Source organism: Clostridium guangxiense, from assembly GCF_021043395.1.
Lineage (GTDB): Bacteria > Bacillota > Clostridia > Clostridiales > Clostridiaceae > Clostridium_S > Clostridium_S guangxiense.
In genome coordinates this window covers 1-12,817 of the sequence record NZ_JAJNKE010000023.1, presented here as the reverse complement: position 1 = coordinate 12,817, position 12,817 = coordinate 1, and the positions used below count along the sequence as shown (strand labels likewise).

Annotated in this window: 15 protein-coding genes; 9 read left to right on the top strand and 6 right to left on the bottom strand. The window is 31.1% G+C overall.

The genetic code is table 11. From position 1 onward, the window contains the following. Positions 1 to 34 precede the first annotated feature (34 nt). Positions 35 to 964, bottom strand: coding sequence for a selenium metabolism-associated LysR family transcriptional regulator (locus LQK79_RS13300; RefSeq protein ID WP_231016848.1), 930 nt, complete (start codon positions 962 to 964; stop codon positions 35 to 37). A gap of 203 nt (positions 965 to 1,167) precedes the next feature. Between LQK79_RS13300 and nudC the strand changes: the two genes are divergently transcribed. The 4 genes from nudC (at position 1,168) to LQK79_RS13280 (ending at position 5,079) form a co-directional block, all read left to right on the top strand. Beyond that, positions 1,168 to 1,980 (top strand): NAD(+) diphosphatase, encoded by an 813-nt coding sequence (gene nudC / locus LQK79_RS13295; RefSeq protein WP_053242391.1) that lies wholly within the window; start codon positions 1,168 to 1,170, stop codon positions 1,978 to 1,980. A gap of 136 nt (positions 1,981 to 2,116) precedes the next feature. After that, positions 2,117 to 3,037, top strand: coding sequence for an aldo/keto reductase (locus tag LQK79_RS13290; RefSeq protein ID WP_231016847.1), 921 nt, complete (start codon positions 2,117 to 2,119; stop codon positions 3,035 to 3,037). Positions 3,038 to 3,168: 131 nt separating this feature from the next. Then, entirely contained in the window at positions 3,169 to 4,881 is a 1,713-nt protein-coding gene (locus tag LQK79_RS13285; protein WP_231016846.1) for a sensor domain-containing diguanylate cyclase, read from the top strand. A gap of 57 nt (positions 4,882 to 4,938) precedes the next feature. Beyond that, positions 4,939 to 5,079, top strand: a complete 141-nt coding sequence (locus LQK79_RS13280; RefSeq protein WP_231016845.1) for a hypothetical protein — start codon at positions 4,939 to 4,941, stop codon at positions 5,077 to 5,079. Here the strand turns inward: LQK79_RS13280 and LQK79_RS13275 are convergent. The 5 genes from LQK79_RS13275 to LQK79_RS13255 form a co-directional block, all read right to left on the bottom strand. Beyond that, on the bottom strand, positions 5,076 to 5,831 hold the full coding sequence (locus LQK79_RS13275) for an ABC transporter permease (protein WP_231016844.1): 756 nt from the start codon (positions 5,829 to 5,831) through the stop codon (positions 5,076 to 5,078). The two genes, LQK79_RS13280 and LQK79_RS13275, sit on opposite strands and share 4 nt — an antisense overlap. Before the next feature lie 4 nt (positions 5,832 to 5,835). Beyond that, positions 5,836 to 6,777 (bottom strand): ABC transporter ATP-binding protein, encoded by a 942-nt coding sequence (locus LQK79_RS13270; RefSeq protein ID WP_231016843.1) that lies wholly within the window; start codon positions 6,775 to 6,777, stop codon positions 5,836 to 5,838. A gap of 1 nt (position 6,778) precedes the next feature. Continuing rightward, on the bottom strand, positions 6,779 to 7,237 hold the full coding sequence (locus tag LQK79_RS13265; RefSeq protein ID WP_231016842.1) for a GyrI-like domain-containing protein: 459 nt from the start codon (positions 7,235 to 7,237) through the stop codon (positions 6,779 to 6,781). Positions 7,238 to 7,254: 17 nt separating this feature from the next. Then, a complete protein-coding gene (locus tag LQK79_RS13260) occupies positions 7,255 to 8,115 on the bottom strand; it encodes an AraC family transcriptional regulator (protein WP_231016841.1) in 861 nt (286 codons plus the stop codon). 192 nt (positions 8,116 to 8,307) lie between these two features. Further along, entirely contained in the window at positions 8,308 to 8,985 is a 678-nt protein-coding gene (locus LQK79_RS13255; RefSeq protein WP_231016840.1) for a phenylalanine--tRNA ligase beta subunit-related protein, read from the bottom strand. A 123-nt stretch (positions 8,986 to 9,108) separates the two neighbouring features. On the opposite strand from LQK79_RS13255, the gene LQK79_RS13250 reads away from it, so the two are divergent. The 5 genes from LQK79_RS13250 to LQK79_RS13230 all read left to right on the top strand — a co-directional run bounded on the left by LQK79_RS13250 (position 9,109) and on the right by LQK79_RS13230 (position 12,646). Beyond that, positions 9,109 to 9,441 carry a GntR family transcriptional regulator gene (locus LQK79_RS13250; protein ID WP_053242396.1) on the top strand — a complete coding sequence of 111 codons (333 nt, stop codon included), beginning with the start codon at positions 9,109 to 9,111 and terminating at the stop codon, positions 9,439 to 9,441. Further along, positions 9,332 to 9,913 carry an aminotransferase-like domain-containing protein gene (locus tag LQK79_RS13245; protein ID WP_231016839.1) on the top strand — a complete coding sequence of 194 codons (582 nt, stop codon included), beginning with the start codon at positions 9,332 to 9,334 and terminating at the stop codon, positions 9,911 to 9,913. Before LQK79_RS13250 ends, LQK79_RS13245 begins: the two co-directional genes overlap by 110 nt. Positions 9,914 to 10,280: 367 nt before the next feature. Then, positions 10,281 to 11,969 (top strand): carbon starvation CstA family protein, encoded by a 1,689-nt coding sequence (locus LQK79_RS13240; RefSeq protein WP_231016838.1) that lies wholly within the window; start codon positions 10,281 to 10,283, stop codon positions 11,967 to 11,969. Between the two features lie 168 nt (positions 11,970 to 12,137). Then, positions 12,138 to 12,356 carry a hypothetical protein gene (locus LQK79_RS13235; protein ID WP_231016837.1) on the top strand — a complete coding sequence of 73 codons (219 nt, stop codon included), beginning with the start codon at positions 12,138 to 12,140 and terminating at the stop codon, positions 12,354 to 12,356. A gap of 41 nt (positions 12,357 to 12,397) precedes the next feature. Next, the gene (locus tag LQK79_RS13230) at positions 12,398 to 12,646 is read left to right on the top strand and encodes a hypothetical protein (protein ID WP_053242399.1); all 249 of its coding nucleotides are present in this window, start codon (positions 12,398 to 12,400) and stop codon (positions 12,644 to 12,646) included. Positions 12,647 to 12,817: the final 171 nt, after the last annotated feature.

Here is a 12,817-nt window from a genome sequence, read left to right as displayed (position 1 = left end):
TAACAGTCCTAATATTTTTGGATAATAAGTAACATTACATTGGGTATTTTGAAAGTTTTTTATGTCTTTCATTATCCTGTATATTTGCTTTTTCTCTGGCAAATTCTAAAAATGTATTCATTACATTAGTTATATATTTGTCTTTATGATTAATCGTGTAAAGTTTCCTTTTTATTCTTAAATCCTCTATATAGCTTGCAACTAATTTTCCGTAATTAACTTCATCCTTTATGCATCTTTTAGATATGCATGAAATACCAAGTCCAGCTTCTACGGCTTTTTTTATAGCCTCGGTATGTCCAAGTTCCATGAAAATTTTGTAATCTATGGACTTTTGCTTTAATGCTGTTGTAAAAACTTCTCTAGTACCGCTGCCTTTTTCTCTTAATATCATTTTTTCATTGGCAATATCACTTTTTAATATTTTTTTTGTTTTGGTCCAAGGGTGATTTTTAGCTGTTATAAATACTAATTCATCATCACAAAATTTCTCTAATTTTATTTCATCAGAGTGTGTAGGACCTTCTACAAAAGCTATATCTATTTGATTTTCCTCTATTAGCTTTACGATATTTTCTGTATTCTCTATGATTAAGGATATGTCTATGTTGCTATATATTTTAGAAAAACTGCCTATAATGTCTGGTAATATATATATTCCAATGGTAGTACTTGCTCCAATTTTTAGCTTTCCGCGTTTTAGGGTGTTCATTTCTTTAACAACTTTAATACCTTCATCATATATATTTAAAATTCTTCTAGTGTAATTTAAAAAGATGTCACCTTCATAAGTTAGGTATAGTTTTTTTCCTATTCTATCAAAGAGTTTTACGCCTAAATCCTTTTCTAAATCACTTATTGCCTGGCTTATGGATGGCTGACTTACATATAGTTTTTCGGCAGCTTTAGTCATATTTAATTCTTTACTTACTTCATAAAAAATCCTTAGCTTTTTCTCATTCATTAGAAAATGTCCCTTCTCAAATATTCTTGTTATGATTATACCAAATTTATTATTAAAAAAATAATGAAAAACATGATAAAATACTTATAGATGTGCAAGTTAAAATATAGAAATTACAACTTCCAGTTTGTAAAGCTGAATTTGATATTGGTAATTTTAATATTTGATGTTGTTTATTTATAAAAATGTTAAGGAGATTAAATATGAGTAATTTTAAGATATTGCCTGGTGTGTTGAAAAAAAGCAGTAGCTGCGATTTGGGTTTTGTATTTTTTAAAGGAAGCCTGCTTGTAAAAAAATTAGAAGGAGACTTATATATACCAACCTTTGATGAAATTAAAAAGCTAAATATCAATTATGAAAGTGAGTTCTTTTTGGGAGAATTTAAAAAAAAGGCGTGTTTTACTGTGGAAGCTTCAGATGAAACTAATTTATCAGAGGGATTTGAGTTTATTTCTTTACGTGAAATAGGCGCAATTATGGATGAAGAAATATTTGAAGCAGCAGGAAGGGCAAGTGAAATATTAAATTGGGATAGAAATCACAGGTTCTGCGGAAGATGTGGGTCTAAAACAGAAAACAAAAAAGACGAAATGGCAAAGATTTGTCCTAAATGTGGAAATATAATGTATCCTGTAATTTGTCCGGCTATAATAGTTGGAATTACGAATGGAGATAAAATATTGCTTGCCCATAATAGTAATTTTAAAAATAATATGTACAGCTTAATTGCAGGTTTTGTGGAAACTGGCGAAAACCTAAAAAGTGCTGTTAAAAGAGAGATATTTGAGGAAGTTGGAATAAAAGTAAAAAACATTAGATATTACAAGAGCTCCTCATGGCCATTTCCTAATTCACTTATGATTGGTTTTTTTGCGGAGTACGATTCGGGAGAAATAAAGGTTGATGGAAAAGAAATAATGGCTGCGGATTGGTTTACAAAGGACAACTTTCCTAATCTCCCTAAGAAGTTTAGTCTTGCAAGAAAGATAATAGATGAATTTGCCAAGAAGTAAATTTAAGTAAATGTAAAAAATTCTAATAATTTATTAAAAATGCTTGACTTATAGTTAACTTTAACGCTTATAATTGTATTGTTCAATAAAGTTTATTATTACCGGATAATATAATTATAAGTAAGGGGTGTTGTTAATGAAATCGATTAATATAGGTAAAGGAAAAATAAGTAATGCGTCCGAAATTTCGCTTGGATGTATGAGAATTAATGCTCTCACTATACCAGAAGCAAATAAGCTTATTAATACTGCACTTGAAGCAGGAATTAATTTTTTTGATCATGCAGATATATATGGCGGCGGTAAATGTGAAGAGATTTTTTCTGAAGCAATTGATATGAAGCCAAGTATTAGGGAAAAATTTATAATACAATCAAAATGCGGTATTAGAGAGGGATATTATGATTTTTCAAAAGAACATATACTAAATTCGGTGGATAAAAGTTTAAGGAGATTGAAAACTGATTACTTAGATGTACTGCTTCTTCATCGTCCTGATGCACTTATGGAGCCGGAGGAAGTTGCAGAAGCTTTTGATGTATTAAGCAGCAGTGGAAAAGTTAAATATTTTGGGGTTAGCAATCAAAACCCTATGCAAATTGAACTTTTAAACAAATATTTAAATAAAAAAATTATTATTAATCAGCTTCAGTTCGGTATTATGCACACTGGAATGATTGATGCGGGAATAAATGTGAACATGACAAACACTTCTTCAGTTGATCATGATGGAAGTATTTTAGATTATTGTCGTTTAAATGATATAACAATTCAACCATGGTCTCCATTCCAATATGGATTTTTTGAGGGAGTATTTTTAGACAATAATAAATTTCCAGAACTAAACAAAAAAATAAATGAAATAGCGGAAAATAAGGGTGTTACAAACACGACTATAGCAGTTGCCTGGCTTTTGAGACATCCAGCTAAGATGCAGCCAATAGTTGGAACGACAAATATAAAGAGACTTAAAGAAATTTGTAAAGCATCGGAGATTGAACTTACAAGGCAGGAATGGTACGAGATATACAGAGCGGCAGGAAATAAGCTCCCATAAATTCTTAACTTCTAGTTTTGGTATGGTACCCCCATAGAAAGGATAAAAAATTTGCAATACTATTGATAATTTGATAATAATATAATATGATTTTTATATTATGTTGAGTATATTTTCGGGGGATGTTGTAAGTGAAAAAAATTATCCTTTCTATTGTGGTTGTGATCTCACTAATATTGGTATGCCAAGATTTCAATGGTACAAGTATTAAAGCTGTTAAAGGTACCTTAAATTTAAAAAATTATAATTTTCAGAAGAATGGAAATATAAAAATCAAGGGACAGTTGGAATTATATAATAATAAGCTGCTTAATCCAGATGATTTAAAATATGAAAAAACTGATAAATACTTAACTGTTTCTAAAAGTTTAAAATCACAGTTAAACGGTGAAAATACAGGATATATGACATTACATTTAAAAATATTTGCTAGTGATAATGCTGTTTATGGAGTAAGAATACAAGAAATGTTATCTGCCTCAAAGATTTGGATAAATGGTATTTTACAAGAAAAAGTAGGTAAAGTAGGAACAAGCTATGAAGATGAAAAATCAATATATTTACCAATTTACATGTACTTTGTACCTAAAAATGGAGTTGTTGATATAGTAATTCAAACGTCAAATTATAGAAATCTTTCTGCTTCGTTAAAATCCATAGAATTTGGACTTAAGGATAAAATCATGAATAAATTCATATTAAATGCAAGTGTGGATTTAACAATAGTAGGAGCATTATTTATTATAGAAATATTATTTTTGTTATTGCATAAAAATTTAAAAAGCAATAAATCCTCTATTTATTTTTTAATTATATGTTTTCTCATACAATTAAGATGTTTATTTTTGAATGAACGAGTTATAGTTCGATTTTTTCAAAGCATGCCCTTTGAGCTTCTTAGTAAAACGGCAGCACTTACATATTATCTTTTAATACCGGCCTACGTGTTATTTCTAAACGAGTTGTTTTCTAATTTTCCCAAAAGAATAATTAAAATATCTGTGTACTTTTCAGGAGTATTTTCTATTATATGCATTGTAACCAATAATATATTTTATGATAAGTTAGGATTTTTGAGCCAAGCAATTTTAAGCATAATTTTGTTTGAAATACTAGTGTTTTTGATAAAAAAGGTAAGAGAAAAAGAAGAAAATAGTGATATGGTACTTTTGGCCTTTATAATTTTAATGGTAACAGCACTTAATGATATACTTGTAAATAATGGAGTTTTGAATACTAAATATGGGGCTCAAATAGGAATGTTCATCTTCATATTAGTCCAAACATATGTAATTATAATTAAATATTCTCATGAGATAATTAATTCAGAAAAGATAAAGTTGGAAAATAAAATTATATATGAAAAATCGATCAGAGATAATCTAACAAATTTATATAATAGAAATTATATTGAAGAAATATTAGATAAATCCATGGAGCGGTATGTAAATGAAGGTGAAATATTTACTGTGTTGATGTTTGATATTGATTATTTTAAGGCAATTAATGATACTTATGGACATCTTCAAGGGGATAATGTTTTAACTACTGTGAGCAATATAATCATAGAAAGTGTAAGAGATGTAGATTATGTTGGAAGATATGGAGGAGAAGAATTCATAGTTATTTTAAAAGATACAGCTCAGGAAGAAGCAAGAGAAATAGCGGAAAGGATCAGAAGTAATGTTAAGAATTTTCCGTGGGAGAATGGTATTAAGATTACTATAAGTGGCGGTCTATATGAAAACCGTACACATATAAAAAAAGAATGTATAAAAAATGCTGATGATAAGCTTTATGAAGCCAAGAGAAATGGAAGAGATCAAATAGTATATTCTTGTTGACATCAACGCCGTGTATGAGTTTATAATCTTTATCATACAGAAAAAGCGGTAGGTGATATGTGTGAAGGACAAAAAAACAGTGAGTATGCCATCGGTAGTTTTAAAAAGCAGTTAAAGAAGATTAATAGTGAAATTTCAAATCTTAATTATTCAAAGGAAATTTTAAAATCATTTATTAACATTGCTAGCAAAAATTAGTTTGCTGTTTGCGATTTGAGTTTCCAAAGTGCCAGTGCAAATCTGACTGAGCAAAGCAATGCAAATAGGCCAATCACAAATAATAAACTTTTTAAGTCGATGGATGTTCCTATAATTAGGTTTCTCAGGCAGTTTATAATATGTGTGAAGGGGTTTATCATTACTGCGATTTTTAGACCTCCGGATATATTGTTCATTGGAAACAATGCTGTGCTGGCGAAGAAGATGGATAGTACGATTAGATTCATGGTTGTTTCATAAATTACTTCATTGGGTAAACTTAAGCTAATAGCATAACAAAGTCCAGACATAAAAAAGGCTGTAATGAAAATGAGGGGCAGCATTAATAAGAGTCCAATAAATCCAGATGCAATGTGTACGGATAAGAATATAGACAGAATAAGCATAATTGCCACTTCAATGAAGGAAACACAGACGGATTCCAGCATTTGACCTAGGACAATGGAGCTTCGCTTTACGGGTGCTATGAGTATTCTGTAAAAACTGCCTTTAGACTTCATGATGAAATTGATATAACCGCTGCTGCTGCAGCATGCAAGTGTAACAAGTACCATAATACCAGGTAACATAAAGGAAGTATAGTTGCCATGTGATATGCTTTGCATAGATTGACCTGCGATTGCACTGTACAATACTAACCAAATAAGCGGTTGTATAATAGTAAGTGCGATTGAAATAGGGTTTTGAAAGCGCCACTTTATATTGCGCCATAAAATATTCATTGTATCCATTTAATTACCTTCCTTCCATACCAGTTAACTTCAAGAACACATCTTCAAGACTGGGTTCTATAATTTCAATTGATTTAAAATAAATATTATTTTCTAGAAGCCACTTGTTAATATTCTCAAAAATCTTTCCATTGTTTCCGCTATCTGAAAAAATTGAATTTTCACGGACGTTTATTGATGGAAGTATGTGTGCTTTGGAAAGTATACTAGCACATTCTTTGGCCTTTTGTGTATCAGAAAAACCAATATGAAGTATATTTTGTTTTATATATTGTTTAAGACTTTCGGGGGTTCCTTGGATCAATTCGTGTCCTTCCTTCATGATGCAAATTGTATCGCTAAGTACATCTGCTTCTTCAAGATAGTGGGTGGTTAGAAAAATAGTAGTTTTAAAATCCTCTTTGATTTTTTGCATAGTTTTCCACATGGTTTTTCGAGATATAATATCCATACCAACTGTTGGTTCATCTAAAAAAAGTATTTTAGGCATGGATACCATATTCATTGCAATGTCTAGTCGACGTTTCACTCCACCGGAATAGGAGGCAACTGGGTATTTCAAATATTGCGATAGTCCAAAACTATCAATGAAGGTGCTTATTCTTTTTTTTGCTGTGGTATTGTCTACTTTGTAGAGCCTGCTTTGAAACATCATGTTTTCCATAAGAGACAAGTGATCATCGATAGAAACACGCTGTGCAACACAGGCAATTTGGGTGCGGACCCAAGCAGGTTCTTTGTATAAATCTTTACCAAGTACAGTTACGTTTCCAGAAGTAGGTTTATAAAAGGTGGTAAGAATATTAATAAGTGAAGATTTGCCCGCACCATTTGGTCCAAGCAAGGAAAAAATTTCTCCACATTTTACTTTTAAACTTAAATTATCAAGGGCCTTAACTCCATTTTTATACTGTTTAACTAAACTATTAATTTCTATTGCAAGCATTTTATACCCCCTCTTTAATGGGAAATATAATTTCAGTAATGTACTTATTTGGATTACCTTTAAAAAACATTCCAGGTCCTTTTATATAAACTTCTCTGAATGGTGGTTGTAAAGTTAGGCTATTTTGTTGAGCATAGTGATTGATTGCGTCATATGCTAAATTCATAGTTTCATAAGGTCCAATGTGAGTAACACAAATAGCTTTTATTCTAGGTGTTTCCTTTACTGTAATGCCATTATCATTTGGTGTTTCGAGAGTAGGAACACACAGTTCTAGTTCGCCGATTTTTGATTTTGGGTCCATCACATAGTAGCAGAAAAATGGGGCTCCGTTTGCTTTGCCACGAATAGATTTAAACACATTAGGAAATACTTTATTTGCTTCAGTGACAACTCCTTTGTATTTCATAAATGCGACTCTAATAGGTTCAATATCTTTAATTTCAATTTGATAATTCATATTTTTCACTTCTTTCTTTAATTTTGGGCTTTAACAGCTATCCAGACTTCTGCATGACCACTTTTCCCTCCAGCTGTGTTAATTGGATAAACTTCTATATCTGGAAGCTCAGCATATTCATAGCCTGAAGTAGGAAGCCACTCTGTGAGAAAGCGCTTAAAGATTGCTTGAATAGATTCCTTAAAGTGACCATTACATTCAAATATCACCCATGTTGCGGCAGGTATCTTAAATTGAACCATGCCGGATGGTACAGGTTTATCCGTTGGAGCAGCAATGTAGTAGTAAATATTTTGTGGATTTATATAGGCGGTTACGCCTAAGATACCATTGGGCTCTTTATTTGTAAGTTTGCAGATATCAGAAAACAAAGGATTTTTAAGTACTTTATTCCAAAACACAGGAGCAATTTTTTGGTTTTCCTCCATATCTTCATTAAGAGCTGTTTTAATTCCAACAATTCTAATTGCCTTTTTTGTTTCAATTCTATAGTTCATATTTTCACCTTCTATGATCGAAATTGAAAAACTGATAGGTGGATATGCATTTAACAAGGTTCCCTTCGTACGTGCGGCCGTTGGAGAAACCCCATGAATACTTTGAAATGCTCTGTTAAAAGCAGTTGGTGATTCATAGCCATATTTTAAAGCTATATCCATTACTTTTTTATTAGTTGTCTGCAATTCGAAAGCTGCTTTTGTCATGCGTCTTCTGCGTATATATTCGGATAAGGTAATGCCTGTAATGTACGAAAACATTCTTTGAAAATAATAAGTTGATAAACAAGCAATTTTTGCAGCTTCATCGTAAGAAATATTACCATCTAAATTTTTTTCTATATAATCAATAACCTGACTTAATTGTCTTAGCCATTTCATTTTTGCACCTCCTCTTTAAGTAAAAGTTTAGCACTATATAAATTTTTAATCCTCTCTTTTAGTGTTCTATTTTGTAAACTTAATTGACTATGGATAAATAAGCTTAAAGATTAAAATTGCTAATACCAAATTTATGGGAATGAATTTGGTATTAGCAATTTCAACTTTTTAGCTTGTTTATCTATATATTGATTAAAATATTTCCATTAAATCAATTTTTGCATCAGGAGAAAATATAGAAACATAGTCACTAATATCTTTTAGATGCTTGAAAATAGCATCATCACTAATGCCAGATGGTATGTAAGTGTAGAATAGTGCATTTTTTGTATCAGCTGTGATTCTTGTTCTGTAATCAGGACCATTTAAAATGCTTGATATAACAGAAGTCCTATCTGAAAGCATCATATCATTTTTAGCAAGAGACTGATCTTTACCGGAAATGCCAGTAAAACTCTCAGAACCATCTGCCAAGCTGAGTTTAAGAGGAAAATTTATTTTATCAAGATCATGTCCAGCAGTTAAAAGCAAATTTTTTAATTCAGCTGTGAACATAGCCTCTACTAAGGTAGATACGTTTGGTATGGATTTGCCTTTTAAGACTACTGATTCCAATTCAAGCTGAACAGGGTAGGTCTTTTTAAATTTTTTATAATAATTTTTGTAAAAGCAAATCGGTTCAGTTTTAACAAATTCTTTTCTATTAAAGTTTGGATATTTATTCAATAATTCATTTTGTATTGAAGCTTTAACTTCACTGAATTTTGGATCACTATGTAAATTTTTTACGTTCTTCATCACAAGCATTCCAAATTTGGCATCTGGATAAAGCTCTTTTAAATTTTCTGATATTGTTAACAATCGTCTCACTCCTTAAATTTTATTGTAATATTATGGCTATTATTTTATAATATTACCACATGTAAAGTGGTTTATATAGTTCCAATCTTTATGATTTATTATGGTACCACTTTGGTTTGGAGATGAAAAAGTATGCAAATTATTATTGATAAAAATAGTGAGTTATCGCTTATAAAGCAGGTTTATAGTCAAATTAAAACCATGATATTGGAAGGGAAACTTCAAGGTGAGGAAAAACTACCATCAACTATAAGACTTTCTTACGATTTAAAAGTTTCTAGAAACGTTATATTAGAGGCATACGAGGAACTTATGGCAGAAGGATATATTGAAAGTAGAGCTGGAGCAGGTACTTTTGTGGCAAAAGAGCTTTATTTTAAAAGAAGTAAATATTTTAGAAGATCCTATTCATTATGGACTTTTAAATGTCATTTCAAAATACGGATATTCAATAAATTCTGTTGAGGTTGATAATAATGGGATGAGGACAGATAAACTCAATACGAATAACGAAGTTGGATTTGTTTATGTGACACCGTCTCATCAATTTCCGCTAGGAAGTGTTCTGTCAATTCAACGAAGAATAGAATTGGTTAAGTTTGCTGAAGAAAAAAATTGTTATATTGTCGAGGACGATTATGATAGTGAATTTCGCTATGGTGGTCAGCCAGTAAGTTCTCTTTATGAATTGGAGCCTGATAGAGTGATATATATAGGCTCTTTTAGTAAGATCCTCGCTCCATCCCTTAGGCTTGGTTATATTATACTTCCTGATGCATTAATACCTAAATATTTAAAGCTTAAAATGTATACCGATGTGCATACGGAGTCTATGTCTCAGCTTGTACTTGCCAAATTCCTTGATGATGGAAAACTTGAAAGACATATTTGGAAAATGAAAAAGGAATACGCTAGAAAAAGGCAAACACAAAAATGAAATAATTTTAGGGTATGGACATCTTAGTGTAAGTGAAATCACAGAAGGCATAGATAGATTAGCTGAAGTTTTAAAAATGTAAGAGTCGAGATTATATAAATAATATTTTTGATACGCTGATTTTATGTATGCGAAAAACATTGTCAATGTAACAAGTGTATACGTTACAATTTGTATATGTGTAAAAATCACAAACATACATTAACAAGTTGTTAATAATGAAATAAACTCGTAGACAATAATCCATAAAAGGGGTAAAAGTATTGTAATAATAGAAATAAGTGAGTGTAAAAGATATTAAATTGATTGGGGAAAATTCAATTTTATTATCAAAGATATTCAACAATAAAAAGGGGGATTTTATAAAATGAGTGGACTTCTAATGATAGGAATCGCTATTGTGGTTCTTGGAGGAGCATACGTTATCTATGGTAAATGGCTTGCTAACAAATGGGGAATTGATCCTAAAGCTAAAACACCTGCCTATGCAAAAGAAGATGGAGAAGATTACATTCCAGCACCTAAGGCAGTAGTTTTTGCTCACCAATTCTCATCTATTGCAGGAGCAGGACCTGTAACTGGACCAATTATTGCAGCAATGTTTGGATGGTTACCAGTACTTTTATGGATTCTTGTTGGAGGCGTTTTCTTTGGGGCCGTTCATGATTTTGGAGCACTTTATGCGTCTGTAAAGAATGAAGGAAAATCTATCGGATGCATTATAGAACAGTATATAGGCAGAACTGGAAAAAAATTATTTTTATTATTTTCATGGATATTTTCAGCATTAGTTATTGCAGCTTTTGCAGATATAGTTACTAGTACATTTAATGGTTTTGGCGCAAATGGAGTGAAAAATACACCTAATGCTGCCGCAGCATCAATATCAATGTTATTTATTGTAGTTGCAGTATTATTTGGATTATTTGTTCGTTATAAAAAGCCAAGTCAACTGCTTGAATTTGTTATGGGTATTATTCTTTTATTAGTAATGTTAGCAGTTGGTATTTCTTTCCCATTGTATTTTAGTAAAAATTTTTGGCTTGTAATTGTATTTGCTTATATTTTTCTTGCTTCTATAACACCTATGTGGCTTTTAATGCAGCCAAGAGATTATTTAAGCTCTTTCTTACTTATAGGAATGATTGTTGGAGCTGTACTTGGGGTGGCTGTTGCTAGACCATCTATGAACCTTGCACCATTTAATGGTTTTGTGGTAAATGGTAAAATGCTTTTTCCAACTTTATTTGTAACTATTGCTTGTGGAGCTGTATCTGGTTTTCACAGTTTAGTTTCATCTGGAACTTCTTCAAAGCAGGTACAAAATGAAAAGGATATGTTAAGCATTGGATTTGGAGCAATGCTTGTTGAATCTCTACTTGCTGTTATTGCTTTAGTTGCAGTAGGTTCGCTTGCTGTAGGAGGGAAAATACCAAAGGGAACACCATTTTCACTCTTTGCGTCTGCTATAGCTGGATTTCTTGGAATTTTAGGTATTCCGAAGTACATTGCTGTATGTGTCATGACCATGTTTGTTTCTGCGCTTGGATTAACAACATTGGATTCTGTTGCACGTATTGGTCGTATGTCCTTTCAGGAATTTTTCATAGATAATACTACTGATAGAAGTAAAATGTCACCTTTTAAGAAGTTAATGACTAATAACTACTTTGCTACTATTATTACGCTTGCAATTGGACTCGCTCTTTCATTTGGAGGATACAACAACGTTTGGCCTTTGTTTGGATCAGCAAATCAGCTTCTTTCAGCGCTTGTTTTAATAGCTTTGTCAGTATTTCTTAAAACAACTGGACGTAAAGGCTTCATGCTTTGGGGACCAATGTGTATTATGCTTGCAGTTACCTTTACAGCATTGGCTCAAGCAATCATTGGTATTGTAAAAAAATTATCAACTGGAAATTTTGTATTCTTAACTGATGGGCTTCAGCTCATATTTGCTGTTTTACTTGCAGCACTTGGTATTATGGTAACTTTATCTTGCTTTAAAAAGCTTTTAGGTAAAGAGGAAATTAGTGCTGAAAAAATGGATGCATAGAAATTCATAGTTTTCATAAAAAAAGCAGATGGTCTTGCTTAAAAACGAGGCTATCTGCTTTTATTTATATGACTTTAATGTATAATAAAGTAAATAATTAATAATGTTGAAAAATACATTATTAATTTATATTTTTGATCTTGCAAACATTAGTGAAAAGAGGATGTTATGAGTAATAAAAATCTTAATAACAAAGAAAGTCTAAATAACAAGCTTATTAATATAATTGTTTTTATTTCATTGATTGTAATGATATGTATGGGAATAATTTCTGTTATTGCCTGGAAGAAGACAAATGATTTGATTTTTATTATAGCTGGGCCTATTAGTATTTTAGGTATTTTATTTAATATCTACCTTTTATCGAGAGCAAAATCAAAAAAGTAGTGTACAAGCAAGTACACGAGATATGTTGAGAAGTGATATTTATGAAAAAAACAAAAATCATTATGGCTAAAGCTTTATCTATTATTATGTGTGCTGGTATTTTAGGAACTTCAAAACATTTTACTGGATCTGATGGTTATACCTATTATTATGTTACTGAAGATACTTACAGTACCAGGATAAACGGTACAATTATGTCTGTAGTAACGGGACTTCTGGCACTTATACAAGGTATAGGTTCATTTTATACAGTAATTATTTACATGAGCAAGTTTCTTTTGGAGGTATAAGTATAGATATACATGGAATACCAAGTGTATCATTGAGCCTTTCAAAAGATACAGATCAAGCTCACGTTTATGTTTCTCGATAAAACATATTAAAAATTTATATCATTTTCAACTTTTAAAAGTTTATCCCAATTATCTTTGTTTTGAGGATCATTACTTATAAAATGTAAA